Here is a 25263-nt window from a genome sequence, read left to right on the forward strand (position 1 = left end):
TGCTAGCTGGGGTGTTGCCAGAGGATCTGGCAGGGTGGTGCGAACCGTCCGCCCCGACTGCCTTTCGGGGCGGACGGCCGTTTGTGGGATAGCGCCCCTTCAGGGGCGCGGGGAACTGCGCGACCAGCCACGACGAACCCGCAGCCGACGCACTGCCGTGCGTGCGGTTTCGACCGACAGCCGTTTGCCGCCGGCGAAGGGCGCGCCCACTCCGGCGACCGCCCCGAGCACGGCCCCCGCCGGAACGGCGTACCGCAGCGGGTTCGCCGGGTCGGCCGGTGTGTTGCCCGCCGCGGTGGTCTGCAGCGCCGTACCGCCGCCGAACGACGCCTTCGCGCTCGGCGTGGCACTGGCACCGCCGGCCGGCGTGCCCGTGCCGGCGCCGCCGGTCGCGCCGCCGTTCGCCGCGTCGGTACCGCTGGGGGCGCCGCCCCCGCCGGTGTCGGTCCCGCCGCCGTCGGCCGAGCCGCCGCCCGCGGAGGCCGGCCCGGTGTAGTCGAGCAGTGCGTTAGCCGCCTTGACGGTCTGGGCGCGCAGCTTCGAGGAGAGGGGGGCGTAGCCCTCGGGCAGCTTGCCCGGGTCGGCGCCCGGGGTCTGGCCGGTGTTGGAGGCGTAGCGCAGCAGGGCCGCGTAGTCCTGGCGGGCCGCCTTGCTCTCCTTGCCGGGCCGGACTGCCGCGTACACCAGCTCGGCGAGCGGGTAGGCGCCCTTCGCCGTGGCGTTCGCCGGGGTGATCTCGGCGACGCCGCTGCCGGTGACGGTCGCGGCGGCCGCGGTCAGGCTGGCGGTGCTCGGGGCGACGTACTTGCCGGCGGTGTTCTTCAGCTCGGCGGTCTGCAGGCCGTACCGGGCCGCCGAGGCCGCGTCCGTGATCGTGATGATGAAGCGCGAACCGACCGTCTGCGGGCCCGGGCTCTTGTACGCCTGCGGGCTGGACAGCGCGTCCCAGCTGGACTTCCACAGGGTGTCCGCGCGCCGGGTGTGCAGGGCGCCGGAGTGCATGTCGTCCACGTAGGGGTGGAAGTCGGTCATGCACTGGGTGGCCGTGGACGGGGCGTCCGAGCCGGGCGGCACCGTGCACCACGGGTCGCTCTTCGGGTAGTCGTCGGTGCTCGACGGGTCGAAGGCTATGCCGGTCGGGTTCAGGTCCGCGTTGGTGCTGTAGTACGGGTTGACCCGCATGCCGTCGTCGTCCGGGACACCCGCGAGGAACTGCCGGGCGTCCTTGTCGGCGAGGATCCACTGCCAGATCGCGCGGGCCGTGTCGGAGTGGCCCAGCGAGGTGATCAGGTCGGTGTCGGTGGCCGGTGTCTCGGCGACCGACAGGTACTGGAACTCCGGGTTCAGGGCGATGAACTCGGGGTCGGAGGCGATACCGGCCGGGTTGTTCTTCGCCCAGCCGTACCCCTTGGCCGCCGTGCCGTTGATGACCGAACCCCAGGGGGAGTTGCGGTACGACTCGGTGAGCAGCTTGGCGACCAGGCGCTGGTCGAGCCTGATGGACTCGACCTTGGTGCCGGCGAGTTTCCTGATGTCGTCCGGCGCCCCGGATTTGGGTCTGCGCTCGATCGTGAACCCGATGACGGCTCCCGAGAGCGCGACCGGTGCGTAGGTCGTCGTTCCCGACGGCGCGGTGGTGCCCGCGTCCGCGCCCAGTTTCCGGGTGGTGAAGGCCAGGCCCGTGGAAGAGGCGTCAGAGATCAGCCGGGACCGGGTGTCGGGCTCACCGAGCTCGGTGTAGCCGTAGACCTTGCCGACCGAGCAGAGCTGGGCCTGCCAGCTGGTCATCGCGTCCGCCGCCAGCTCGCTGCCGGTGGTCGGGCGTTCGTCGGCGCCGAGGGCGCAGTTGCTGCCGACGCTGTTGAAGTCCAACTTGACCGCGATCCGGTTCTGCCAGTTGGTGGAGGAGACCGGGGAGCCCGCGTTGACCTGGCTCTGGTCCGCGTACGGCTTGCCGTCCAGGTCCAGATGGCCCTGCGGGACGATCACCAGCCAGCAGGAGCGGGGCTTGGTGACGCCGTCGGTGGTGACGGGAATGCCGCAGCCGAGGTGGGGCGCCTCGTTGGCGGTCTGGACCTCGAAGAACTCCTTGCCGGTGCCGTTGGTGCCGGTGCGGCCGAAGTCGATCTCGTTGGTGGTGTTGTAGTTGAACAGCGCGTTGTTCTGGGTGTTGGTGGTGATCGTGGTGCCGTCCACCGACTTGAAGGGGACCTCGCCGGGGGCGTTCGGGTTGGCGGCGCCGTACCGGTTGTCCTGGCCGTAGTTGGTGGGGTCGGCGCTGTAGAAGATCTGCCGGGTGTCGTCCTGCCCGTTGCCCGGCCAGCTGGTGCGGTTGGTGGTCGGGGAGGCGCCGTACTGGCACTGGGTGCGCGACGGGCCCGGGTTGGCCGGGACCGTGCCGTCGTCGTCGCCCCAGCACTGCATGATCTGCACGAAGTCGGTGTTGAACTGGGTGCCCGCGAAGGTGGTCGGGGTGCCGCCGGTCCAGCTCACCGTGACGGCCTGGCTGGTGAGGTCCTTGGTCTGGGAGACCGTGAACTTCATGTCCTTGAACTCGCCGCGCCCGGAGACGGTCACCGCGGAGTCGGTGGCCGCGGCGGCCGTGGGGGCGGTCTGGGCGACCGCGAGTCCGGCGAGGGCGCCGACGGTGGCGCCGGCCAGCAGACGTATCAGCGCGTTGCGTATCCGGGTGCCTCTCATCGCGAACTCCCGTCTCCGGAAGGGCCGTTGCCGTTGGCGCTGCTGCCGGTGTCCGCGCCGGACCTGCTGCCGACGAGGCGGGAGACCAGCGATGGCAGCAGGAGGAGACCGAAGACCAGGACCGCGGCCAGCAGCATCAGGGTCTGGGTGCCGGTCCAGCCGTGCGCGGTGGCCACGGCGACCGGCTGGGCGAGGGCCACCGTGCCGTCGGCGCCCGTGCCGGTGCCGCCGGAGGCGGAACCCGTGGCGCCGCCGGGGGAGATGGTCTGGCCGGTGTCGGGGTCGACGGAGGGCTGGGCGCTGCCGCCGCCGGCCGAACCGGAGCCGTTGCCGCCGGTGGCGGCGCCGCCGCTGGTGCCGGTACCCGTGGAGCCGGTCGAGCCGCCGGCGGAACCGCCGCTGCCGCTGCCGGAGCCGGTGGTGGCGCCGCCGCTGCCGCTGGTGCAGGGCGCGGCGCCCTTCTTGTCACAGGCGGCCGGGTAGGGCGCGGTCTGCGCGAGCCGGTTCTCGCCGCCCGCCGTGAAGGTCGGGTTGTTGCAGTTCTTGATGTTGATGTTCTGCGCCTGGACGCCCGGGATCCGGCGGATCTGGTCGAAGCCGGCCTGGACGAGGTTGATCGGGAGCGGCGAGTAGCCGAGGTTCGGCGCCTGCTGCTGGCCCTGGCACATGAAGTAGTACGAGAAGGCGCCGAGCGTCTTGCCCTTGGCCTCGGTGAAGGTGCCCTGCACCTTCAGCGGCAGGATCATGTACGAGTAGCTGGACAGCGGGTAGTTGCGCTTGTCGGTGTCGTTGTAGACGCCGTCGAGCTGCTGGGTGAGGTAGTCCGCCGAGTTCTTGTCGGTGTTGATCCTCGCTTTGAGGAGCGAGACCGCCACGTTCTGCGGGGTGGGCTCGGTGTAGTAGCCCGCGTGGTTCAGGACCTTGGCGACCGGGTAGTGCGCGTTGAGCGCGTACGAGTAGTTGACGTACCCGATGGCGCCCTCGCCGTAGTTCTGGGCGACGTAGCCGGCCACGCCGAGGTCACCGGACTGGGCGATCATGCCGGAGACGGTGGGGTAGTACGACGTCTGCCCGCACGATCCCGAGCGGCCGACCTTGGCGCAGTAGGCGTTCCACAGTGCCTTGTGCTGGTTCGCCATCCACATCGTGAACTGGGCGGTGGAGCCGGAGCCGTCGGAGCGGACGACGGGGACGATGGCGCGGTGGGGGAGTTGCAGCCCCGGGTTGTCCGCCTTGATCGTCGGGTCGTCCCAGCTCTTGATGACCCCGGTGAAGATCTTGGTGACCACGTCGCCGGAGAGGCGGAGGTTGGTGACCTTCTTGCCGTTGACGGTGAGGTGGTACATGAACACCGTGCCGCCGGCGACGATCGGCATGTAGGCGTACGAGCCCTTCGCGGGGCGTTCGGCCGCGCTGCCGTCGGTGGGGTTCGTCTGGAACGGGATGTCGGAGACGGCGAAGTCCACGGTGCCGGACAGGAACTGGCGGCGGCCGTCCGACGAACCGGTGCCGGCGTAGCTGATGCGCATGCCGTTCTTGTTGACGTCGCGACGCCATTGGTCGACGGCGTTCTCGGCCCAGGTGGAGCCGGCGCCGGCGATGGGGGTGTAGCTGTCGGCGGACGCGCTCTGCGTGAGGCCGAGGACGGTGAGGGGGCTGAGGATGCTGAGAAGCACGGCCAGGATGCCCAGCCGTCTGAGGGCGTTGATGACAGGGCTGGACATCAGTGCACGTCTCCCGGGGAGGACGGGGGCTGTTCGCCGTTGGTGGGTGCGGGTGCGTCGTGGCTGGTCGCGCGGTTCCCCGCGCCCCTCTCGGGGCGCTCGGGTTCACCGTCGCTTTCAGGGGAACCGGTCTCGAACAGCTCCAGTCCCGGCGTGTGCAGGGTGCTGAACCTCTCCGCGTCCCTGCGTGAAGCGCGTGCCGCCCTCTTCGCCTGGCGCTTGTTCTGGTGGCCGGGGCCGCGGCCGCCGATGACGCGGGCGATCACGAAGAGAACCAGGACCAGCGCCATCAGGACCGCCGCCGCGCCGAAGCCGCGCGCGATCATCGTGGGCTCGGGGGACTTGACGAAGTTGAAGACGGCCAGCGGGAGGGAGACCATCGGGCCGTTCGTCGGGTTGCCGTTGAGCGCCGCCGTGAAGCCCGCCGTGAGCAGTACCGGGGAGGTCTCGCCGATACCGCGGGCGGTGCCGAGGATGACGGCCGTGGCCAGGCCCGAGCGGGCGGTCGGCAGGACCACGTGCCACACCGTCCGCCAGCGCGGGGCGCCGAGCGCCTCGGACGCCTCCGTGAGGGTGCCGGGGACCAGGCGCAGCACGACGTCCGCCGCACGGATCACGATCGGCAGCATCATCACGCTGATCGCGAAGCCCGCCGCCAGGCCCGACTTCTGCATCCCGAGGTTGAGGATCCAGACGGCGTAGACCATCAGGCCGGCCACGATGGACGGCAGCGCGGTCATCGCCTCGACGATCGTGCGGACGAAGCGGGAGAAGCGGCCGGGGATCTGGTTCAGGTACACCGCGCAGGCCAGGCCCAGCGGGACCGTGATCGCCAGCGCGATGGCGATCATGATGAGGGTGCCGAGCATGGCGTGCGCGATGCCGCCGTGGGTCAGCGGGTCCAGCGGGCCGGCCGCCTGCATGTCCTGGGTGAAGAAGTTGGCGTGCGGCAGGGCCTCCCGGCCGCGCCACGCGGTGAAGCCGACGACCATCGTGAGCGCGGCGAACATCAGCCCGCCCGCCGTCCACAGGACGACGGTCATCACCCGGTCCCGTACCGCCTGGCCGTCCTCCTCAAGCCCTGTCAACACCGCGTAGATACCTAGGAAAGAGAGGTACGCGGTGACGAAGAACCCCAATGCACCGGAGAACGGCGCGAGTTCGCCGAAGAGCAGGACGGTCACGCACAGCCCGGAGGCGGCGGCGCCGAACACCGACAGCACCCCGGAGCGGGTGACCCCGCCGATCCGGCGCGGCACGTCGGGGAGCGCGGCGACAGCGGCGGCGGTGTCCGCGGCGGCACTCGCCGGGGTGTCCTGCGGGTCGTCCAGCCGGATGTCCCGGGGAGCACCCTTCCCAAGGTCTACGACGGTCATCGTCATGCCTCGCTCTGTGCGCCGGACCGTGACCGCGCCACGATCGAGGAGGCGGTGAAGTTGACCGCCAGGGTGAGCAGGAACAGCGCCAGGCCCGCGGCCATCAGCGCCGACATGCCGAAGGTGGAGGCATCGCCGTAGTGCAGGGCGATCAGGGAGGAGACGGAGTTCGAGCCGGTCTGCAGGATGTGCGGCTGGATGGTGAAGACCGGGGAGATGATCAGGTAGACCGCGATGGTCTCGCCGAGCGCCCGGCCCAGGCCCAGCATGGTGCCGCCGATGATCCCGCCCATGCCGTACGGCAGCACGACCGCGCGGATCATGCCCCAGCGGGTGGCGCCGAGCGCGTAGGCGCCCTCCCGCTCACCGGCCGGCGCCTGCGCGAACACCTCGCGCATCACCGAGCACTGGATCGGCGCGACCATCAGCGCCACGACGATGCCGGCGACGAAGGTGGAGGCGGTGTAGACGCTCTGGGAGGCGAGCGGTTCGCCCGGCTGGGTGCCGTCGACGTGCAGGAAGGGGATCCACCCGAACCAGTCCGACAGCCACCGGGACAGTCCGATGACGTGCTGCTGGAGGAAGAAGAGCCCCCACAGGCCGTAGACCACGGACGGCACGGCGGCCATCAGGTCGACCATGGAGACGAGCGTGCGGCGCAGCGTGCGGGGCGCGATGTCCGAGATGAACAGTGCGGTCCCGAGGGCCAGCGGCACGCTGATCGTGACGGCCACGGCGGCGATGAGCAGGGTGCCGGTGAGCACCGCCGCGATGCCGAAGCTGTGCACGTCCGGCTGCCACTGGGCGGTGGTGAGGAAGTCCCAGACCCCTCTGGTCCGCAGCGCCTGTCCGGCCCGGAGCAGCAGGAACAGTCCTACGGCGGCCATGATGGCGAGGACGATGACCCCGGAGGCCGTCAACTGGACCCGGAAGATCCGGTCCCCGAGCCCGCGAGCGGGCGACGGCCGCCTGGGCACGGGTCTTTCGGATTCCGCCCCGGCGGAACCCTTGAGCGCGGACACCACTGTGCCCCCCTATACGAAGCGATTCTCCCCACGCGGCTCCGAATCGGGGTGCCGCGCCCGAGAGTCAATGACCGGTTCCTTGCGCACCAGCGCGTCGAACATGGAGCGCAGGTGAACTGTTCATGCCGTTTCGGTGGGGGAGATGTGGGTGCCTGTGTACTGGAGGGTCGGGCGGGACGGGCTCCGCGCGGCGCCCGCGTCGGCCAGGAGGCCTGCGGCCAGGGCGAGTTCGGCCACCGTCCGCGCCGGGCCGGCCCGGCGCGGACGGTGCCGCGGCTGTGGACGGGGCGCTCAGCAGCCCTCGGAGATGGGGTCGAACTCCAGCCGGGCGCGGTCGTCCGCGGTACGGGCGTCGCCGTAGACCGAACGGCTCACCTGGTACCAGGCGTCGTCCCGCCGCTTGTCGCCGTTCACGTCGTCCAGCTCCACGCACCACTTCTCGGTGCGGACGGTCTTCCGGTAGGTCTCGGTCCCGCTGCGGACCTTGGTGCAGGAGCGGGACCGCTCGGTGGTGTACCAGGTGCGGGTCTTGCGCTTGCTGCCGGTCCCGCTGCTGGAGGTGTGCCGGACCCGGTGCGTCGCGGTGGAGCACTTCCGGACCAGGCGGGGCCTGGTGGCCCGGGTGGTCTTCGCGGTGACGTGCCGGACGGAGTCCTTCAGGCCGTGGACGGTGTCGTCCTGCGCGGACGCGGTACCGCCGGAGCCGGAGCCGGAGCCGGAGCCCGATCCCGTGCTCGTCGTGGTGCTCGTCGTGTCGTCCTGGCCGTAGGTGGTGGTGCCGCCCGCGTTCCCGCCTCCGGAGCACGCGCCGAGCGTGCCGATCAGAATCGCGATGGCTCCGCTCACTATGAGCCGCTTTCCGAACATGAAATCCCCCATCTTCGAGCACGTGCCGACCGTCGGTCGGTGAACGGGCCGATTCTGCACGAGCCCCGGTGCGGCGGCGGGGCGCGTCGGGTATAGCGTCGCGCAGTGGACCTGACCTGACCCGTTTCGTCCCCGATCTCGTCCCCGATCGAAGGAGGGTGGCCGGATGGCCGAGCTGACCGTGGGCCGGCTGCTGACGTCGTGGCAGCCGGACGTGCCCGCGCTGCTGCTGGTCGTGGCGCTGGGCGGGCTGTACGGCTGGGGCGTGCTGCGGGTGCGCGGCGCCGGCGGGTCCTGGTCACCGGCCCGGACGGCCGCCTTCTCGGTGCTGGGCCTGGGCGCACTGGTCGTCGCGACGATGTCGGGCCTGGCCGTCTACGACCACGTGCTGTTCTGGCCCGCGGCCGTGCAGAACATCCTGCTCGACCTGGTGGCGCCGCTCGGCCTGGCCCTGGGCGACCCGCTGCGGCTGGCGACGGAGGCGCTGCCGGCCGGCGCGGCGGCGCGGGTCCGCCGTGCGATGACCGGCCGCGTGGTCCGCCTCCTGACCTTTCCCCTGGTCAGCACGGCCCTCGTGCTCGCCACCGAGCTGACGGTGTACTTCACCCCGTACTTCGCCACCGCGCTGCGGGTGGGCTGGCTGCACGAGCTGATGTACCTGCACCTGCTGGTGGCGGGCTCCCTCTTCGTCGTACCGGTCCTGACCCGCGAGGAGACCCTGCCGGCCTGGTGCACCCATCCGGTGCGGGCGGCGCTGGTCTTCCTGGACGGCGTGATCGACGCGGTCCCCGGAATCGTGGTGATGACGCACGGCACGCTGATCGCCGGGGCGTGGTACCTGCACCACCACCCGTCCTGGGCCCCCGACGTCCAGCAGGACCAGCAGATCGGCGGCGGCGCGATGCTGAGCATCGCCGAGCTGGTCGCCCTGCCGTTCCTGCTGGCGATCCTGTTCCAGTGGGCGCGGGCGGAACGCGTCCAGGCGGCGGCCCTCGACCGCCGACTGGACGAGCAGCTCGCCATGGTGCCCGCGACCGCCCCGGCGACGGCTGCTACCGCTGCTGCCTCGGGGGCCTCCGCGTCCCCGGCTGCTACGGCTCCCGCCCCCGCCCCCGCCTCCGAGCAGGTTCGTCCCTGGTGGGAGACGGAGGAGAACGAGGTGGCCGCGCGGATCCGCCGGCAGCACGGCGAGAAGTGACCAGGGCCGGCCGCGACGGGGTGTGCGGTCAGGCGGTCGCGAGGGCCACCTCGGTCGCCTTGATCAGCGCCACGACCGGCGCACCGGCCGTCAGGCCGAGGTCGCCGACCGCGTCCCTGGTGATCGCCGCGGTGAGGTCCTGACCCCCGGCCACGGCGACCTTGACCGTGGCCATCGCCCCGCCGGTGGCCACGTCGCTGACCGTGCCGGGCAGCTGGTTGCGGATGGACACACCCGACACGCGGCCGGTGGCGAGCGCGACCTCGGTGGACTTCACCATCGCGCGTACCGCCGAACCCTCGGCGAGCCCCAGCTCCCGGACCGCCTCCAGGGTGATCGCGGCGGTGAGCTCCTGGCCGCCCTCGATACGGACCTTCACGGTCGCCATCACCTCGCCGGGAGTGACGGCGGTGACGGTGCCGGGGATCTGGTTGCGGATGCTCAGGCTCATGGCGGACCGCCTCACGTGGAAGGAAAAGGGCTGGATTGTCAGAGTTTGCGTGACTCCCGATCTCCAAGTTAACGGGTCCGGCGGTCATGTCGGCGGGGACGCCCCCGCCTGACCGGGTTCGGCCCATGGCGGATGACGAACCCGAGCGCGCGGCGCGCCTGCTGGAAGCCCAGGACAAGGCCGTACGGCTGTTCACGGAGATCGAGAGGCGCGGGCTCGTGGCGGCCGGCGAGGGGGAGCGGGCGGTCAGCGACCGGATCCGGGACCTGGCGAACGAGATGTTCGGCCCGGAGCGCACGACCCGGTACCGGCACAAGCGGATCGTGCGCTCCGGGCCGAACACCGTGCTGCCCTGCCATCGGCGGCTTCCACGCGGAACCGCTCACCCTCTCACCGCCCCGCCACCGGGATCCCCCGAGTACGGTCAGCGCCGAACCGGCGGTGGGCCCGGTCGGCTCACGCCTGGAACTCGGTGAGATCGATGCCGTGAACGCGCAGCGGAAAGCCGTGCACCGGATGCGCCGTCTCGCGCTCCGGCACCATGCCGAGCTTGCGGATGACGTTCTCGGAGGCCTGGTCCCCCACCCGGCTGATGCTGATGACGCGGTCGAGGCCGCGGTCCTGGAGCGCGAACTCCAGCGTGGCATGGGCGGCCTCGGACGCGTATCCCTGCCCCCAGAACTGCGAGCCGAGCCGCCAGCTGATCGCCACGTCGGGCAGTACCTCCGGCAGGAACTCGGGCACGGACAGACCCGTGAAGCCCGCGAGCTCGCCCGAAGCCAGCAGCTCGACGGCGAAGAGCCCGAAGCCCTCCTCGTCCCACTCCTCCTCCCACCGCTCGATGGCTTCCGCCGTGTGGTCCAGGTCGCGCACCGAGCCGTCGTCGACCCAGCGCATGACCCGGGGGTCCGCGTTGATGTCCGCCATGGGCGCGAGGTCGTCGTCGTGCCAGCGGCGGAGGAGAAGGCGGGGCGTACGGATCTCGGTCATGACGCTCATCCTGCCGAAGGCGACGACCTCACCGGTAATCGGCACTCACCCGCGCCGCCGCGTTCAGCGATGCCCGTGCGACGGCTGTCCCCGCGCGGAGCGCCGCCACCGGGTCGGGCGCCTCGTCGAGTTCGATGAGGACCGTCCCGGCGCCCGGGGTGCGGGACATGGCCCGCGCCCAGCCCTGCCAGTCCACGGTGCCCTTGCCCAGCTCGGCCATGTACGGCTGCTGCCGGGAGTACACGGTCTCGTCGATGGTGAGGTGCACGTCGATCGGTGCGACCGCGTCCTTCCAGTGCGCCAGGGCGATGCGCGGTGCGTGGCGGCGGGCCACGGCGACCGGGTCGCCGCCGCCCAGCGCGATATGGCAGGAGTCGGGGCACAGCCAGACGTACTGCGGGTCGGTGAGGGCCATGAACAGGTCGATGTCCCGCTCGTACCAGAGGGTGCTGTTGGACTCGGTGTGCAGGGCGAGTCTCACACCGTGCCGGGCGACGGCCTCGCCGACGGCGTGGGCGACGGCGGCCATCTTGTTCATGTAGGCGGCGTCGACGAAGAACGGCGGGCGGGTCCCGAACGTCCTGCGCATGGGGAGCCCCGCGACGAGGAGGTCGGCCCCGGCCTCGGCGAGGAAGGCCGCGCGGCGCTCCGCGTCGGCGACGATCGCCGGGAGGCCGGCCTCGTCCCGCCAGTCCGGGGCGTCGCCGTCGGCGACGAAGGCGCTCACCAGGGACAGCCCCCGGGAAGCCAGTTCGCGCCCGAACGCCGCCGCGCTGCCGAACGCGCGCAGGGCCGAGCCGATGTCGGCGGGCGCGAAGGTCAGCTCGACACCGGTGACGCCGGACTCGGCCAGCGCCTCCATCACCCGCTCCCAGAAGGCCACGGGGTGGGCGAGGGCCCGGTCGCGGACCGCGTCCGCGGAGTCGAGGCCCCAGAAGTCGGGGTGGTAGAAGGTGATGGCGTCGGTGGCGAAGCGCGGTGTCACTCGGCACCCCCTCGGGCGTTGTAGACGTCGACCCCGTCCGCGTCGACGGCCTCCCGGTAGGCACGGAACACCGCCAGCGCCTCGTCGCGGAGCACGTCCCCCACCACCTCGATACCGCGGGCCTCGAACTGCTCGGCCCAGTCCGCGCCGAGCGGGCCCTCGTCGAAGGTGGTGATGTCCTCCAGCTCCGGTCCCTCCCCGGCGACCACGAGCCGGCGCACCCCGGACCACAGAGTGGCGCCGTAACACTGCACGCAGGGACGCCAGTTGACGACCAGTTCATGTGCGGGGACACCCTGGCCGCCGAGGTCCCAGCCGCCGGTCGCCCGTTGGGCGAGCCCGAGGGCGAGGACTTCGGCGTGGGCGCTGGAGACGCCGGAGGCGAGAACGACGTTCACGCCCACCGAGACGACGCGGCCGGTGTCCCGCTCGGCGACGAGCGCCGCGAACGGACCGCCGTTGCCCTCCCGCCAGTTGCGGTCGGCGAGCCGGTGCACGAGCCGCATCCGGTCCGCCCGGCCGGGGACGACGGCGGGCACGTCGGCCAGTTCGTCGTCGATCCACGGGGGCAGCGAGACCTGGAACTCTCTCACGATGTCGATCACGCGAAGTCCTTCTGTCGGGGGGAGTCGAGTGCGGCCTCTGACCGGCGCGCGGCCTGAGGGGTCCTGGTGGTCCTGGTGGTCCTGGTGGTCCGAGCGGTGACGGCTCGGGCGGCCCGTACGGCGGTGATCGCGCCGGTCAGGGTGACGTTCGCGGCCATCGCGGTGGGGATCACGCCGTTGCCGGCGAGGTACAGGTTGTCGTGGCCCCACACCCTGCCGTCCGGGTCGCACACGCTGGTGCCGTCGTCGACGGAACCGCAGCGGACGGTGCCGGTCAGATGCAGGGAGGAGCCCGCCGGCAGCAGTGCGCTCTCGGTCTCCGGATCGAAGGGGCCGAACTCCTCGGCCAGCGACCGGACTTCGTCCAGCGCCCGGTCGACCAGCAGGCGATCGGCGGTGGCGGCGGTGAACTCGACGCCGATCCGGGGCAGGCCGGCCAGGTCCGTGTCCGACTCGGAGAACACCAGCCGGTTCTCCGGACGTGACTCGAACGGGACGTACAGCGAGATGCCGACCGAGTGGGCCAGCGGACGGCCGGCCTCGTCGATGTACGTCCGGTTCATGATCTGGCCGTGGAACGGCTGCGCGGTGCCGTTGTGCGGCAGCCACAGGGAGTCGGTGCTGAACTCGCCGGGGCGCGGCAGCGGGAGCGCGTCGAGGCCGGTGCCGAACCGGTCGAGGTCGAGCAGCACCTGGGCGGTGACGAAGGCGTGCTCGTTGAGCCGGCGGCCCAGGGCCTCCGGGCGGACGCCCGAGGCGAACAGCAGCTGCGGGGTGCGCAGCGCGTCGGCGCACACCACGACGGCGTCGGCGTGCACGTCGCGCTCGCTGCCGTCGCCGACCCGGCGCAGCCGGGCACCCGTGACCCGAGCGCCCGCGACCGGGCCGTTCGTGATGAGGAGTCGGGTGACGAGTGTGCCGGTGACAAGGGTGAAGGCGGGGTCGTCGGCCCCGGCGATCGCCGGGAAGATCGTCCCGGGTGCCGTGCGCGGCATGGGCCCGGCGGCCGTCGGCGTGACCGCCATGGGCATCGGCTGCGGGCGCCGGTCGGCGGGCCCGATGCCGTCGTAGCGGCGGCGCAGCACGTCGAGGACCAGGTGCCCGATCGCGGTCGGGCCGATCGCGGCCGGTGTCACCGCCAGCAGCCGCCGAGCGGTGGCGAGGTCCTCGGCCCAGCCGGCCGGGTCGCCGAAGTCGAACACCTCGTGCCCGGCCGGCCAGGGCGTCGCGGCCGTCCAGTGCACGCCCATGCCCCCCGCGTTCCAGGCGAGCGCCGCCTGCGGCATGGCCTCGGCGTCCTCCCCGAAGGCGAGCGCGTGGTACATGCCGGGCGGCAGGGCGGCGAGGCTGCCGGGGGCCTCGCGCACCACCTCGGCTCCCGTGTACATGCCCTGGATGCCGGTGGCGACCCGTTCGTTGTAGCGGGCCCACAGGGCGGGGTCGTCGAGGTCGTGCAGGTGCCGGCCGGGGGCGTCGCCGATCGGGGTGCCGGCGTCCACCATGGTGATCCGCAGCGCCGGATCGGACTCGCGCAGCAGCCGGGCCACGACGGCGCCCATGATGCCGCTGCCCACGATCAGGACATGGCTGTGGGGGGTGTCGGTCACAGAGACTCCGTAGGTCGGTGGCGTGGGGGAGGGGATCACAGGCTCGGTACGAGCGGCCCGAACAGCTCGGTGTCCATGCGGTCGAGGGCCAGCTTGACGGCGCCGACGAGGGCGGCGTCGCGGCCCAGGCCGGTGGCCCGCAGCTCGACCGCGGGGGTGCGGGCGGCGCGCAGCGCCTCGCGGACCCGGGGCAGCAGCACGTCGGCCGCGTCCTCCAGACCACCGCCCAGCACGATCAGGGAGGGGGCGACGGTCCAGGACAGGGTGGTGAGGATCGAGGCGATGTTCGCCACGAGTTCGTCGACCTCCGCGAGTGCGCCCGCCTCGCCCGCCCGCGCGGCGGCGACACGGTCCAGCGCGATGCTCCGGCGGGCCGGTTCCGGCGAGGTCAGCCAGGAGACCGGCCGGTGCGCGACCGAGTCCGTCGGCATGGACGCGGCCTCGACGATCTCACCGGCCGCGCCGTCGAGTCCCCGGTGCACCGCGCCCCGGATGAGGATGCCGAGGCCGGTCCGGTTGCCGAGCACCGCCCAGACGACGTTCTCGTGATCGACCGCCACGCCGCGCCAACGCTCTGCCAGCGCACCGAGGTTGGAGTCGTTGTCCGCGAACCAGGGCATCCGGAGGCGGCCGGTGAGCTCGGTGGGCAGGTCCACGCCCTCCCACCGGGTGGTGTGCACGAGCCGCCGCACCACTCCGTCGTCGTCGATCGCGCCGCCGGCGGCGAGCGCGCCGGCCCGCAGCCGCTCCGGTGACCCGCCCGCGTCCGCCAGCGCCTCCCGCACCAGCGTCGCCACGTCGTCGAGCGAGGCCTGCGGGTCCAGGTAGCGGCGCAGTGGCCGGTGGGCGCGGCCGAGTATCCGGCCGCGTACGTCGGCGACGACCGCGGACGCGTCCTCCGTGGTGATCCGCGCGGCCGCCAGCAGGGCGTGCTCGGCCCGCAGTTCGTACCGCCGGGCCGGGCGGCCGGCACAGCCCCGGGTGGGCACCCGGTCCAGCTCCGTCACCCACCCGGCCGCCAGGAGGGAGTCCAGGATCAGCTCGATGGTGCGCCGGGACAGCGTCGTGCGCCCGGCGAGGGCGGTCAGCGTCGTCGGCTCGGCCGACACCGCCAACGCCCGCAGGATCACCGAGGTGTTGACCCGGCGTACGGCGCTCTGGTTCATCCCGGCCATCAGCAGGCCTCCGCGCTCGACCGGACCACGGGGTCGTACCCGCCTGTGGTGTCGGCGGCGGGCACGGCGCCGGGGCGGCCGTACTCGCGCACCGGATCGCCGGGACCGCCGGTCGCCGGCGCCCAGGACGGCGGCCGTCCGTGCACGAAGCCGACGAGGTCGGCGTGCATCAGCGCGGCCAACTCCGCGGGCGGACACGGGCCGAGGGCCTCCCGGACGCCCGGTGCGTCGAGGAGGTCGTAGAAGAACGGGAGGTCGACGCAGTGCGTGGCGCCGCCGGTGACGGGCGAGGGCCATTCGAAGGAGTACAGCCAGGTGCCCGCGCCGGCCTTCCGCCGGGAATGCGCCACGCGCGGGCAGGCGGACCGGAAGAGGACGTCGGTGACCCGGGTGCCGGCGGCACGGGCCGACCTCGCCGCCGTGTCCGCGCCGCGCGTGAACTCTGCTGCCGGTCGGCCCTCGTTGCCGTTGTCGCCGCCGAACTCGTCACCGTCGTAACGGCCGTGGAACCCACCGACGCCACCGCCCTCGCGACCGCAGAGCCCGTCGCCGTCGGCGCTGCCGTCCCGGCCGTCGAACTCCCCGTCTCCATCCCCGTCCCCGTCCCCGTCCCCGCCGCCGTCGAACTCGTCGCCGGTCGACCCCAGCAGCACCGGTGTTCCGAGGCCGTGCCCGGTCAGCCCTTCGGCGATGCTCACCGGCAGGATGTCGTCACCCGTGACCGGTCCGAGCACCAGCGTTTCCCCGCCTCGCAAATCCCTTACCGCCTCTTGTAGTCGGTCCATGGCGACGCCGCCGAACCCCTCCCGCGTCGGCGGCACGGCCAGCCGTCTCCCCAGCCGTCCGAGGAAGCCGCGGGCGGTGTCCCGCCGCACCTCGAAGAGGCCGCCGGAGATGCTCACCGCCTGCTGGAAGCGGCCCTCGGCGGCCGGCGACGACAGCAGCGCCAGCACCGCCGCGCCCCCGGCCGACTGCCCGGCGAGGGTGACCCGTCCAGGATCACCGCCGAACGCGGCGATGTTCTCCCGTACCCAGTCGAGCGCCAGCAGCACGTCGCGCAGCCCGAGATTGGCCGGTACTCCGTCCAGCGGCGCGAACCCGTCCACGCCCAGCCGGTAGCCGACCGTCACGGTGACGACCCCGTCGCGGGCGAAGGAGCGCCCGTCGTACCAGGGGCTCGCCGGGCTCCCGGCCAGGAAGCCGCCGCCGTGGATCCACACCAGGACCGGGCAGCGGTCGGCGTCGGCCGGGGCGACGACGCTCAGGTTCAGCACGTCCTCGCCGGGCACGGACGGCTCCGGGATCGTGGTCGTCGTGAACAGCGGCACCTGCTGCGCGGTGGCGCCGTGCCGGGACGCGTCGTACGGCTCGGTGAACCGGCCGCGGGGGACCGGCGCCGCGAACCGCCGTACCCCGAAGGGGGCTTCGGCGTACGGGATGCCGAGGAAGCGCCGTACCCGGCCCGTTCGGCGGCCGACGACCGTGCCCGCGGGCGTCCGCACCACATCTCCGGCGGTCACCGCATCCCCGTCCCGGCGACACCCTGCACGAAGTACCGCTGCAGGCACAGGAAGAGGACCAGCACGGGCAGCATCACCACGATCGATCCGGCGAGCATCAGGCCGTAGTCGGTGACATGCGCGGCCGCCTGGCTGGTGGCGGCCAGGCCCACCGGGAGCGTGTACGTCGACATGCTCTGGGCGACGACGAGCGGCCAGATGAAGTTGTTCCACGAGTACAGGAACGACATGATCGTGATCGTCGCGACCGCGGGTCCGGCCAGTGGCAGGAAGATCCGGAAGAAGATCCGGAACTCGCCCGCCCCGTCGATCCGGGCGGCCTCCAGCAGTTCGTCGGGGACGGACACCGCGTACTGGCGCATGATGAACACCGACAGCGGCAGCGCCAGGGACGGCAGCGCGATCCCGGTCAGGGTGTCGGCGAGACCCAGGTCGACGGTGATCACGAACTGGGTGATGAACACCGAGGTGACCGGCACCATCAGCGCGGCCATGACCGCGCCGAACGCGAGTCTCCTGCCCGCGAACTCCAGTTTGGCCAGGGCGTATCCGGCGGCCGACGCGGCGATCACGTTGCCCGCGACCGTCATGACCGCGACGGCCACGCTGTTGGCCAGGAACCGGCCGAAGCCCTGCGTCCGGAACAGCCGGGTGAAGTTGTCCAGGGTGACATGGTGCGGCAGCCACGCACCGGGGTCGGAGCGGATCTCGTCGAGGCTGCGCAGCGAGCCGCCGGCCACCCACACGAACGGCAGCAGGGTGAGCAGGGCGCACAGCACCAGCGCGCCGTACAGCAGCGGTTGGGAGAGGGACCGGCGGCGTACGGAGATCCGGTCGTCGTCGGCGGCGGGTTCGGCGTTCTGGTACGCGGCTACGGCGGTCATGAGCGGGGCCTCAGCAGTCGGAACTGGACGGCACTCACCAGGGCCACCAGGACCAGCATCACGAAGGACGCGGCGGACGACACGCCCAGCTCGCCCGAGCCGAACTGGTGGTAGGTGTACAGCGCCACGGACTCGGTGGAGCCGAGCGGGCCGCCGTCGGTGAGCAGATACGGCTCGTCGAACACCTGGAGGTAGAAGACGGTCAGCAGGACCGACACCATCAGGGTGGTGGGCATCAGCATCGGCAGCGTGATGTGCCGGAGCTGTCGCCGTCGGCCCGCCCCGTCGAGGGCGGCCGCCTCGTACACGTCCCGCGGGATCGCCTGGAGACCGGCGAGGAACAGCACCATCGCGGTGCCGAAGTTGCGCCAGACGCCGAGCGCGATGACGACGGGCATCGCCAGATGCGTGTCGTCCAGCCAGTTCGGCCCGGCCAGGCCGACCGCGGAGAGTACGCGGTTGACGGTGCCGTCCCGGTCGAAGGCGTACCGCCAGATCAGCGCGACCGCCACCACGTTGGTGACGACCGGCGCGAAGAACACCGTACGGAACACGCCGCGCAGCCGCCGGATGCCGGAGTCGAGCGCGAGGGCCAGCGCGAACCCGGCCGCCATGGTCAGCGGAACGCCGACGGCCACGAACAGCGCGGTGTTGAGGATGTCCCGCACGAAACTGTCGTCCTGGAACAGCCGGACGTAGTTCTCCAGGCCGGTGAAGTCCACCGCGAACGGATGCCGCAGGTCCGAGCCGCGCAGGTCGGTGAGGCTGAAGCCCAGCGCGGCGACGGCGGGGACGGCCGTGAAGAGCAGGAAGACCAGGGTGAACGGTGCGAGGAACAGCCAGCCGACGGCCGTCCGGCGGGCCCTCACTTCGTTCCCGTGCCGAGACTCTCGGCGTACGCCTGCACGTTCGCGGCCGCCTTCGCCGCGCTCTCGGTGCCCTTGGCCACGGCCTCCATCTCCTTGCCGAGCCGGGTGGCGACCTGCTGCCAGGTGCTCACCCGCGGGAGCGCCCGGGTGTTCTTCAGCTGGGTCAGGAAGGCGTCGAGCAGCGGCTGCCCCTTGATCGCCGTGTCGTCCCAGGCGGAGACGACGGCCGGCAGCGAGCTGTACGCCTTGTACTGCGCGACCTGGGTGGCCGGCTTCGCGAGGTACCGCACGAACTTCCACGCCGCGTCCGCGTTGCCGCCGTCCGCGAGCACGCCCCAGGTGCCGCCCGCGGAGAAGGAGACACTGCCCGACGAGCCGGCCGGCAGCGGCGCGGTGGCGACATGGGCCGCCGTCCAGCCCTCCTTCTTCGCCGCGGTGTCGAGCTGGCCGACGACCCACGGCCCGGTGATCATCATGGCCGTCCTGCCGGACACGAAGTACGGCTGCGCGTCCAGGAAGGTGGGTCCGCTGGTGTCGGCGACCTTGGAGGTGAAGAACGACGCGTTGTACCTGAGCGCGTCCACCGTCTCCGGCGTGTCCAGCGTCCACTTCCCGCCGGACAGCAGCGACCCGCCCGCCTGCCATGCGTACATGGCGACGTCCTGGCCGTTGAAGACGTCCCAGCCGATGTCGGCGCCGAGACCGTGCCCGGCCCCGGCGCCCTGCAGCGCCTTGAGGAACGGCACCGTCTGTGCCCAGGTCGTCGGCGCCTTGACGCCCGCCTTCGCGGCGAGGTCGGAGCGGTAGACGAGCGCGTAGGTGTACGCGTACCAGGGGACCGTGTAGGCGACGTCGCCGACCACACCGGCGTCCCAGAGGCTGCCGAAGAAGGACCTGGGGTCGACCAGGCCGTCCGGCACGGCCCGCAGGATCGACGGATCGAGGAACTGCGCCTGCGACTCCGGGAAGAACTGGGCGACGTCCGGCCCCTTGCCCGCGGCGATCGCCGACTGGAGCTTCGTGTAGTACTCGGCGTTCGGGATCAGCGTGAACTCGACCTTGAGCTTCGGGTTCGCGGCCTTGAACGGCTTGATGACCTTGTCCAGGACGTCCGCGTCGCCCTGGGCGGCCCAGACGTTCAGGGTGCCGGTGGCCGGGGAGGCGTCGACGGGTGCGGCGGAGGACTTCGCGGCGGTGGTCGCGGTGTCACGGCCACAGCCGGTGAGGGCACCGGCGCCGAGCAGCGCCAGGCCGGCGGAGAGCTTCAGGGCACCGCGTCTGGAGGGGAGGGACATTCGGGGGCTCCTGGATTTCGCGGGAAAGCAGCGTTATCGCTGACTGCGAAGCTACGAACGCCGTGTTGCACCGGAATGGCCGAGCCGTCACGAATAATTTCGGAACTTGTAGCGAAATCATGCCCGCAGCACGAACCCGATGCGAGGTCCCCGGACCCGAACCGACCCTCAGCAGATATACACTCGGAGTATATCCCCGGTGTATGGTCCTCGTATGAGTGTTCCTCTCACCCTGTTGGGGCTGTTGGAGCGGGAGCCGAGCCACGGCTACGACCTCAAGCGCGACTACGACGCCTTCTTCAACCGCGGCAAGCCGCTGCCGTACGGGCAGGTCTACACAACGCTCGGCCGGTTGGCGCGGGACGGGAAGGTCGTCGCCGGCGAGGCGGAGCCCGGAGTGGGCCCCGAGCGCAAGCGCTACGTGATCACCGAGGCGGGGGCGACGGAGTTCGAGACCTGGCTCACCGAGCCGGTGACCCCCGAGCCCAACCTGCAGACCGTGCTGTTCACCAAAGTCGTGCTGGCCCTCATGCTCGGCCGCGACGCCCAGCAGTACCTCGACACCCAGCGGGCCGCCCACCTGCAGCGGATGCACGAGCTGACCCAGCTGCGCCGCACCGGCCCGATCATCGACGTCCTGCTCGCCGACCATGGCCTGTTCCACCTGGAGGCCGACCTGCGGTGGATCGAGCAGACCACGGCCCGGATGGACACGCTGGCAGCGGCGGTACGCACATGACCGCCCTGATCGAGGCCCGCGATCTCACCCTGTCCTTCGGGGAGACCCCTGCCCTGCGCGGCGCCGGCCTGGCCGTCGAAGCCGGCGAGGTGTTCGCCGTGATGGGCCCGAGCGGCTCGGGCAAGTCCACCCTGCTGCACTGCCTCGCCGGCATCCTCACCCCCGACTCGGGCGAGGTGCACTTCGACGGACGCCGCATCGACACCCTGAACGAGGCCGAGCGCAGCGCCTTACGCCGCGACACCTTCGGCTTCGTCTTCCAGTTCGGCCAGCTCGTCCCCGAGCTGACCGCGGAGGAGAACGTCGCCCTGCCGCTGCTGTTCTCCGGCAGGCGCCGGGCAGCCGCGCTCGCCGAGGCCCGGCCCTGGTTCGCCCGGCTGGGCCTGGACGGCCTGGAGGGGCGCCGCTCCGGGGAGTTGTCGGGCGGGCAGGCGCAGCGGGTGGCACTGGCCCGCGGCCTGGTGGCCCGGCCCAAGGTGCTGTTCGCCGACGAGCCGACCGGGGCGCTGGACTCGCTGACCGGCGAGCAGGTGATGGAGCTGATGGTGGACGCGGCCCACGAGGAGGGCACCACCGTCGTCCTGGTCACCCACGAGCCCCGGGTCGCCGCGTACGCCGACCAGAAGGCCATCGTCCGGGACGGCAGGGCCAGCCTGCTCACGATCGGACGGACAGCCTCGTGATCGCCTTCGCCCTCCGCCTCGCGGTCAGCGGCGGCCGGGAGGCCCTCGCCCGACTGGTCATGATCGCCGCCGCGGTGGCCATCGGCGTCGGGCTGCTGCTGTCGACCTTCGCCAGCATGAACGCCGTCGAGCGGACCAACCAGCGGCAGGTCTGGCTCGACACCGGCGCCGCCGGCCGTACCGAGCGGGCCTCGGCGGACCCGCTGTGGTGGTGGCCGCACGGCGACTACTACGACGGCAGGTCCCTCACCGAGGTCGACGTCGCCGCGACCGGTCCGACCTCGCCCGTCCCGCCCGGCCTGGCGCACCTGCCGACGCCCGGCGAGTACTACGCCTCTCCCGCGCTGGCCAAGCTGATCCACGACACCCCGGCCGACCAGCTGGGCGACCGTTTCCCCGGTCGGCTCAGCGGCACGATCGGCGACGCCGCCCTGGCCTCCCCGGACTCGCTGATCGCCGTCACCGGCCGTACCCCCGCCCAGATCAAGGGCGCACCAGGGGCGAGAACGGTCACCACCATCGCCGACACCCGGCCACCCGCCTGCGACAGCGGGTGCTGGGACGACGCGGTGCGCGGCGACGCGCTGACGCTCATCTCCTCCGTGGTCGCCGGGGCACTGATCTTCCCGGTGCTGGTCTTCATCGCCACCGCGACCCGGCTGTCCGCCGCCACGCGTGAACAGCGGTACGCGGCGATGCGGCTGGTCGGCGCCACTCCCCGGCAGGTGGCACTGCTGTCGGCGGTGGAGTCCGCGCTGGCGGCGGCCGCCGGGACGGTGGCCGGTTTCGGGCTCTACGCCGCGCTGCGCCCGCTGGTCGCCACCATTCCGCTCACCGGGCAGCAGCGGTTCTTCCGCTCGGATCTGACGCTCAGCGCCCCGCAGGTTCTCGGCGTCATGGTCGGCGTGCCCGTGGCGGCGGCGATCGCGGCGCGCCTCGCACTGCGCCGGGTCACCATCTCCCCGCTCGGCGTGACCCGCCGGGTGACCCCGAGCCCCCCGCGCGCCTGGCGGCTGATCCCGCTGCTGGCGGGCCTGGCCGAACTGGCGTACTTCGTCTTCGCCGGCCGCCGCCCGGCGACCGGGAACGGCCAGACGGCGGCCTACCTCCCCGGCTTCCTGGTGGTGATGCTGGGCCTGGTGATCGCCGGGCCATGGCTGACCATGATCGTCGCCAGGGCGGTCGCCCGGCGCACCCGCCGCCCGGCCGCCCTGATCGCGGTGCGCCGGCTCGCCGACGACCCGAAGGCCGGCTTCCGCGCGGTCAGCGGCCTCGTCCTGGCCCTGTTCGTGACCACCGCGACCGTCAGCATCATCGGCACCATCAACGACCACCGCGGCACGCTGGGTGGTGACCGGCAGACCCGGACGGTGGTGGAGGTCGGCAGCGACGGCCAGGCGCCGCTGGCCGGGGCCGTCCCGGACCGGCTGCTGACCGAGGTGCGCGCGATCCCGGGCGTGCGGGGCGCGGCCGTTGTCCACGCCAACCCCGACGGCGTCGGCAAGCTGGTGCGTCGGAGCGTCCACCCGGGCGATCCACCCCCGGCCGCGCCGGCCCTGGTGACCTGCTCCGACCTGGCGCAGACTCCCATGGTGGGCCGCTGCCCGGCCGGCGCGGGCGTCACGGCCGTCGACTTCTACGCGTTCGTCAGCCTGCAGTCGCACCCGAACCTGCCGTGGCCCGCCGCCGCGATCAGCACCGCAGCCGTCGCCAAGCTGCCCGTACAACTGCTCTACGTGGCCACCGACGGGTCGACAGCCGCCATGGAACGCGTACGGACCCTGCTCACCACCGCCTACCCGCACCAACAGGCCCAAACCGTGGGCGACTGGGGCACCGACTTGCAGCAGGAGCTGGCCGGTTGGCGGCAACTGGCCGACGTGGTGCTGCTGACCACCCTGCCGATCGCAGGCTGCAGCCTGGCGGTGAGCGTGGTCGCGGGCCTCTCGGATCGCCGACGCCCGTTCGCGCTGCTACGGCTCACCGGTGCGCCGCTGCGGCTGCTGCAGCGGGTCATCGGCCTGGAGAGCACACTGCCGCTGCTGGCAGTGTCCGTGATCTCGATCGGTACGGCCTTCGCCGCCTCGGCCCTGTTCCTGAAATCGCAGATGCACTACGACCTGGTGGCGCCGGGCGTGGCGTACTACGCGCTCGTCGCTGTCGGCCTCGTCGCCTCGCTGGGCATCATCGCGTCGACTCTCCCCCTGCTCAGACGCATCACCGGCCCAGCGGCCGCCCGCAACGGCTGACACGCCAACTCCCCGCCAGGGACCCGGACGTCCTTCCCATCGGCGGTCGGGGCTGACGGAGATCTTCGCAACGACGTCGAGGACCGGGCGCGAGGCCATGACGACGCCGCCCCGCACCGGCGCCACGGGCCGCGGACCCGGTTCCGACCAAGAAACCCGAACCAGGGAGGATTCATGACCGTCACGGCGTCCAACAGCCAAGAACCAATGACGCGCCGTCGCATGCTCGGGGCAGCGCTGACCGCCGGAATCGGGGCTGCCGTGCCGCTCGGCGCCGCATCCCACGCGTGGGCGGCTCCGACCGCCTCCGGTCCGGCGCGACTCACCCTGCCTCCGCCCACCGGACCGCACCCGGTGGGCACGGTGCCGCTTCACCTCGTCGACACCTCACGCCCGGATCCCGTGGCCGGCCCGGGGCACTACCGCGAGTTGATGGCCGGCGTCTGGTACCCCGCCCGCAGGGCGGAGGACCTGCCGCGCGCCCCCTGGATGGCCGAGGGCGCGTTACGGGCGTTCCTGACAGACTCCGACTTCCCCATCGACCCCGCCCTCGGCCCGCTCACCGCCGGACACACGGGCGCCCCCGTGCACCGTACGGGCCACCGTCTGCCCGTCATCGTGTACTCGCACGGCTCGGGCAGCCACCGCGGCGACCACACCATCATGGTCCAGGAACTCGCCAGCCACGGGTATGTGGTGGTCACCGTCGACCACACCTACGACACGTTCACCGAGTTCCCCGACGGCCGGGTGGTCACCCCGGGCGCCCACCCGATGTTCCCGAAGGACTTCGCCGCGGACCTCCGGTTCCTGCTCGACTGCGTGGAGATGCTCGCCGCCGGCCGCAGTCCCGACGTCGACGGCAAGCCACTGCCCCAAGGCCTGCTCGGCGCCCTGGACCCCTGCCGCATCGGCGCGTTCGGCTGGTCGAAGGGCGGCACCGCCACCGCGCTCACCATGCTCGCCGACCAGCGCGTCAGGGCCGGGCTCGGCCTCGACGGCCCGATGCAGCCGACCATCACCGCCGACCTGGACCGGCCGTTCATGATGATGACCGCCGTGTTCACCCGGGCCGCCATGCCGGACGTCGCCGAGTTCTGGACGCACCTGCGCGGCTGGCGGCTCGACATCCAGGCCGACGGGGCCATCCACCAGTCGTACGGCGACAACGCGACGCTGATCGCGCAGGCAGGCAGGATCCTCGGCATGACCGACCAGCAGATCCAGGACTGGATCGGCACCCTCGACCCGGCCCGGTCGGTACGGATCCAACAGGCCTACCCGCTCGCCTTCTTCGACCTGCACCTGCGGCACCGCCGAGGGCATCTGCTCGACGGCCCGAGCGCGGCCTTCCCCGAGGTGAAGTTCCTTCCTTGAAGCCCGTGAACCGCGGCGCCCACGTCCCGCGCCGCGGTCCACACGCCCCGACCGCGGGAACTCGTCCCGGACCCGTCCGCCCGGGGGAGGGGCAGGGCGTCAGGTGTCAGCTGATGAGCCTGATCCGGATGGCCAAGACGCCGATAGCTTCCGTCGAGCAGGACGTACCGGGGGATGTGCATGACGCTTACGAGCGCCTCCTGCGCGCCGGCTTCGACAGCCGCCTCATCAGCACCTGAGCCACCTCGCGTCGAACCGTTGGGTGGGGTGTGCGCGATCCGCCGACCGAACTGCTCCCGACCCCCAGGCCCGGGTCGGCGCGCTCAGGGGCGTCGTCCAGGCCCTGCCCGCTCTGGTGGCGGGAACGGTGGTCGAGCAAGGGGGCGAAGCACTCGTCCACGCGCAGTGCGTGAACACCCAGCTCTGCGGTTCGGCGAAGTCGGTGCCGGGCGGCGAGGTCTCGCCACAGACCGCGCACTGCATCGCGTACGTGGTGGGCTCTGCGTCGGGTTCCCGGTCGGGCTGGAGGGTCCACTCCTGGTGGCGCATGATCGTGCGGCTGGTCATCGAACCGCCTCCAGAGCTGTGGCGACGTAGGGGTGCTGGAGAGCAGCGCGGAGGGCCTCAGTGTCGGTGAGGGTGTCGTCGTCAGGCAGCTCGCACCACCCGCCGAACCGGTCGTCGAGCAGTTCCACGCCGGGTGCGACGAGCCAGGAGTTGGTGGAGAGGTGCCGTACCGGAAGATCGTCCCAGCTGGTTGCGGTGCCGGTCGGGACGGCGTAATAGAGACGCCCGTTGGGCCTGTCGTAGAGCACGGGACCGACGGAAGTACCGATGCAGCGCAGATAGGCCAGGGCCAGGAGGCCGATCTCGGCGGAGGTGCGCACGACGTCCCAGCCGTCGCCGACCTTCCGCAGCCGCAGTCCCGGCACGTCGTTCACCAT

At 72.1% G+C, this 25263-nt stretch carries 23 protein-coding genes and 1 pseudogene; 7 read left to right on the plus strand and 17 right to left on the minus strand.

Translation table 11 applies throughout. The features are described from left to right. Nucleotides 1-99: 99 nt before the first annotated feature. The 5 genes from IEZ11_RS31745 to IEZ11_RS31765 all read right to left on the minus strand — a co-directional run bounded on the left by IEZ11_RS31745 (nucleotide 100) and on the right by IEZ11_RS31765 (nucleotide 7692). Nucleotides 100-2700, minus strand: coding sequence for a hypothetical protein (locus IEZ11_RS31745; protein ID WP_189266388.1), 2601 nt, complete (start codon nucleotides 2698-2700; stop codon nucleotides 100-102). Beyond that, nucleotides 2697-4424: a phosphate ABC transporter substrate-binding protein PstS gene (pstS, locus tag IEZ11_RS31750; protein WP_189266389.1), complete on the minus strand. Its 1728-nt coding sequence runs from the start codon at nucleotides 4422-4424 to the stop codon at nucleotides 2697-2699. The genes IEZ11_RS31745 and pstS overlap by 4 nt, the downstream gene beginning before the upstream one ends. Then, nucleotides 4424-5806 (minus strand): phosphate ABC transporter permease PstA, encoded by a 1383-nt coding sequence (gene pstA / locus IEZ11_RS31755; protein ID WP_229713477.1) that lies wholly within the window; start codon nucleotides 5804-5806, stop codon nucleotides 4424-4426. The genes pstS and pstA overlap by 1 nt, the downstream gene beginning before the upstream one ends. Continuing rightward, entirely contained in the window at nucleotides 5803-6777 is a 975-nt protein-coding gene (pstC, locus tag IEZ11_RS31760) for a phosphate ABC transporter permease subunit PstC (RefSeq protein WP_229713478.1), read from the minus strand. The genes pstA and pstC overlap by 4 nt, the downstream gene beginning before the upstream one ends. A 339-nt stretch (nucleotides 6778-7116) precedes the next feature. Then, a complete protein-coding gene (locus IEZ11_RS31765; RefSeq protein ID WP_189266391.1) occupies nucleotides 7117-7692 on the minus strand; it encodes a hypothetical protein in 576 nt (191 codons plus the stop codon). Nucleotides 7693-7858: 166 nt separating this feature from the next. Between IEZ11_RS31765 and IEZ11_RS31770 the strand changes: the two genes are divergently transcribed. After that, on the plus strand, nucleotides 7859-8890 hold the full coding sequence (locus tag IEZ11_RS31770) for a cytochrome c oxidase assembly protein (RefSeq protein WP_189266392.1): 1032 nt from the start codon (nucleotides 7859-7861) through the stop codon (nucleotides 8888-8890). A gap of 28 nt (nucleotides 8891-8918) precedes the next feature. Here IEZ11_RS31770 and IEZ11_RS31775 read toward each other — a convergent pair whose 3' ends face one another. Beyond that, nucleotides 8919-9341, minus strand: coding sequence for a TOBE domain-containing protein (locus IEZ11_RS31775; RefSeq protein WP_189266393.1), 423 nt, complete (start codon nucleotides 9339-9341; stop codon nucleotides 8919-8921). 125 nt (nucleotides 9342-9466) lie between these two features. Here IEZ11_RS31775 and IEZ11_RS31780 point away from each other — a divergent pair. Continuing rightward, nucleotides 9467-9712, plus strand: a pseudogene (locus tag IEZ11_RS31780) (M24 family metallopeptidase); the annotation flags it as partial. An 85-nt stretch (nucleotides 9713-9797) separates the two neighbouring features. Here the strand turns inward: IEZ11_RS31780 and IEZ11_RS31785 are convergent. Genes IEZ11_RS31785 through IEZ11_RS31825 form a run of 9 tightly spaced genes read right to left on the minus strand, consistent with a single transcriptional unit; the run spans nucleotide 9798 to nucleotide 19271 of the window. After that, nucleotides 9798-10331: a GNAT family N-acetyltransferase gene (locus tag IEZ11_RS31785; protein ID WP_189266394.1), complete on the minus strand. Its 534-nt coding sequence runs from the start codon at nucleotides 10329-10331 to the stop codon at nucleotides 9798-9800. Nucleotides 10332-10359: 28 nt separating this feature from the next. Further along, nucleotides 10360-11316 (minus strand): sugar phosphate isomerase/epimerase family protein, encoded by a 957-nt coding sequence (locus tag IEZ11_RS31790; protein WP_189266395.1) that lies wholly within the window; start codon nucleotides 11314-11316, stop codon nucleotides 10360-10362. Continuing rightward, nucleotides 11313-11921, minus strand: coding sequence for a tRNA-specific adenosine deaminase (locus tag IEZ11_RS31795; protein WP_189266396.1), 609 nt, complete (start codon nucleotides 11919-11921; stop codon nucleotides 11313-11315). The genes IEZ11_RS31790 and IEZ11_RS31795 overlap by 4 nt, the downstream gene beginning before the upstream one ends. Continuing rightward, nucleotides 11918-13528 (minus strand): GMC oxidoreductase, encoded by a 1611-nt coding sequence (locus IEZ11_RS31800; protein ID WP_189266397.1) that lies wholly within the window; start codon nucleotides 13526-13528, stop codon nucleotides 11918-11920. The genes IEZ11_RS31795 and IEZ11_RS31800 overlap by 4 nt, the downstream gene beginning before the upstream one ends. A gap of 35 nt (nucleotides 13529-13563) precedes the next feature. Further along, nucleotides 13564-14694, minus strand: coding sequence for an ROK family protein (locus tag IEZ11_RS31805; protein WP_189266522.1), 1131 nt, complete (start codon nucleotides 14692-14694; stop codon nucleotides 13564-13566). 8 nt (nucleotides 14695-14702) lie between these two features. Further along, the gene (locus IEZ11_RS31810) at nucleotides 14703-16223 is read right to left on the minus strand and encodes a carboxylesterase family protein (protein WP_189266398.1); all 1521 of its coding nucleotides are present in this window, start codon (nucleotides 16221-16223) and stop codon (nucleotides 14703-14705) included. Further along, complete coding sequence (locus tag IEZ11_RS31815; RefSeq protein ID WP_189266399.1) at nucleotides 16220-17107, minus strand: carbohydrate ABC transporter permease; 888 nt, start codon at nucleotides 17105-17107, stop codon at nucleotides 16220-16222. The genes IEZ11_RS31810 and IEZ11_RS31815 overlap by 4 nt, the downstream gene beginning before the upstream one ends. Further along, entirely contained in the window at nucleotides 17104-17976 is an 873-nt protein-coding gene (locus IEZ11_RS31820; protein ID WP_189266400.1) for a carbohydrate ABC transporter permease, read from the minus strand. The genes IEZ11_RS31815 and IEZ11_RS31820 overlap by 4 nt, the downstream gene beginning before the upstream one ends. Next, nucleotides 17973-19271 carry an extracellular solute-binding protein gene (locus IEZ11_RS31825; RefSeq protein ID WP_189266401.1) on the minus strand — a complete coding sequence of 433 codons (1299 nt, stop codon included), beginning with the start codon at nucleotides 19269-19271 and terminating at the stop codon, nucleotides 17973-17975. The genes IEZ11_RS31820 and IEZ11_RS31825 overlap by 4 nt, the downstream gene beginning before the upstream one ends. Before the next feature lie 214 nt (nucleotides 19272-19485). On the opposite strand from IEZ11_RS31825, the gene IEZ11_RS31830 reads away from it, so the two are divergent. The 5 genes from IEZ11_RS31830 (at nucleotide 19486) to IEZ11_RS52045 (ending at nucleotide 24558) form a co-directional block, all read left to right on the plus strand. Beyond that, entirely contained in the window at nucleotides 19486-20010 is a 525-nt protein-coding gene (locus IEZ11_RS31830; RefSeq protein ID WP_189266402.1) for a PadR family transcriptional regulator, read from the plus strand. Then, nucleotides 20007-20693: an ABC transporter ATP-binding protein gene (locus IEZ11_RS31835; RefSeq protein ID WP_189266403.1), complete on the plus strand. Its 687-nt coding sequence runs from the start codon at nucleotides 20007-20009 to the stop codon at nucleotides 20691-20693. Before IEZ11_RS31830 ends, IEZ11_RS31835 begins: the two co-directional genes overlap by 4 nt. Then, on the plus strand, nucleotides 20690-22942 hold the full coding sequence (locus IEZ11_RS31840; protein ID WP_189266404.1) for an ABC transporter permease: 2253 nt from the start codon (nucleotides 20690-20692) through the stop codon (nucleotides 22940-22942). Before IEZ11_RS31835 ends, IEZ11_RS31840 begins: the two co-directional genes overlap by 4 nt. Before the next feature lie 207 nt (nucleotides 22943-23149). Beyond that, nucleotides 23150-24319 carry an alpha/beta hydrolase family protein gene (locus IEZ11_RS31845; protein ID WP_229713479.1) on the plus strand — a complete coding sequence of 390 codons (1170 nt, stop codon included), beginning with the start codon at nucleotides 23150-23152 and terminating at the stop codon, nucleotides 24317-24319. A gap of 113 nt (nucleotides 24320-24432) precedes the next feature. Next, nucleotides 24433-24558: a hypothetical protein gene (locus tag IEZ11_RS52045; RefSeq protein ID WP_268239937.1), complete on the plus strand. Its 126-nt coding sequence runs from the start codon at nucleotides 24433-24435 to the stop codon at nucleotides 24556-24558. Here the strand turns inward: IEZ11_RS52045 and IEZ11_RS52775 are convergent. Both IEZ11_RS52775 and IEZ11_RS31850 read right to left on the minus strand, forming a co-directional pair. After that, nucleotides 24548-24886: a DUF7848 domain-containing protein gene (locus IEZ11_RS52775; protein ID WP_444544941.1), complete on the minus strand. Its 339-nt coding sequence runs from the start codon at nucleotides 24884-24886 to the stop codon at nucleotides 24548-24550. The genes IEZ11_RS52045 and IEZ11_RS52775 overlap by 11 nt on opposite strands. Beyond that, on the minus strand, nucleotides 24883-25263 hold the full coding sequence (locus IEZ11_RS31850; RefSeq protein WP_229713480.1) for a hypothetical protein: 381 nt from the start codon (nucleotides 25261-25263) through the stop codon (nucleotides 24883-24885). Before IEZ11_RS31850 ends, IEZ11_RS52775 begins: the two co-directional genes overlap by 4 nt.

Origin of the sequence: Streptomyces fuscichromogenes (assembly GCF_014645815.1) — a bacterium.
GTDB classification, from domain to species: Bacteria; Actinomycetota; Actinomycetes; order Streptomycetales; family Streptomycetaceae; genus Streptomyces; species Streptomyces fuscichromogenes.

Coding starts and splice junctions, on each gene's coding strand:
- pstS (WP_189266389.1), bottom strand. CDS start 4,424: ATGTCCAGCCCTGTCATCAACGCCCTCAGACGGCTGGGCATCCTGGCC.
- IEZ11_RS52045 (WP_268239937.1), top strand. CDS start 24,433: ATGAGCCTGATCCGGATGGCCAAGACGCCGATAGCTTCCGTCGAGCAG.
- IEZ11_RS31850 (WP_229713480.1), bottom strand. CDS start 25,263: ATGGTGAACGACGTGCCGGGACTGCGGCTGCGGAAGGTCGGCGACGGC.
- IEZ11_RS31785 (WP_189266394.1), bottom strand. CDS start 10,331: ATGACCGAGATCCGTACGCCCCGCCTTCTCCTCCGCCGCTGGCACGAC.
- IEZ11_RS31770 (WP_189266392.1), top strand. CDS start 7,859: ATGGCCGAGCTGACCGTGGGCCGGCTGCTGACGTCGTGGCAGCCGGAC.
- IEZ11_RS31775 (WP_189266393.1), bottom strand. CDS start 9,341: ATGAGCCTGAGCATCCGCAACCAGATCCCCGGCACCGTCACCGCCGTC.
- IEZ11_RS31835 (WP_189266403.1), top strand. CDS start 20,007: ATGACCGCCCTGATCGAGGCCCGCGATCTCACCCTGTCCTTCGGGGAG.
- pstA (WP_229713477.1), bottom strand. CDS start 5,806: ATGACGATGACCGTCGTAGACCTTGGGAAGGGTGCTCCCCGGGACATC.
- IEZ11_RS31805 (WP_189266522.1), bottom strand. CDS start 14,694: ATGAACCAGAGCGCCGTACGCCGGGTCAACACCTCGGTGATCCTGCGG.
- IEZ11_RS31825 (WP_189266401.1), bottom strand. CDS start 19,271: ATGTCCCTCCCCTCCAGACGCGGTGCCCTGAAGCTCTCCGCCGGCCTG.
- IEZ11_RS31745 (WP_189266388.1), bottom strand. CDS start 2,700: ATGAGAGGCACCCGGATACGCAACGCGCTGATACGTCTGCTGGCCGGC.
- IEZ11_RS31815 (WP_189266399.1), bottom strand. CDS start 17,107: ATGACCGCCGTAGCCGCGTACCAGAACGCCGAACCCGCCGCCGACGAC.
- IEZ11_RS31830 (WP_189266402.1), top strand. CDS start 19,486: ATGAGTGTTCCTCTCACCCTGTTGGGGCTGTTGGAGCGGGAGCCGAGC.
- IEZ11_RS52775 (WP_444544941.1), bottom strand. CDS start 24,886: ATGACCAGCCGCACGATCATGCGCCACCAGGAGTGGACCCTCCAGCCC.
- IEZ11_RS31845 (WP_229713479.1), top strand. CDS start 23,150: ATGACGCGCCGTCGCATGCTCGGGGCAGCGCTGACCGCCGGAATCGGG.
- IEZ11_RS31765 (WP_189266391.1), bottom strand. CDS start 7,692: ATGTTCGGAAAGCGGCTCATAGTGAGCGGAGCCATCGCGATTCTGATC.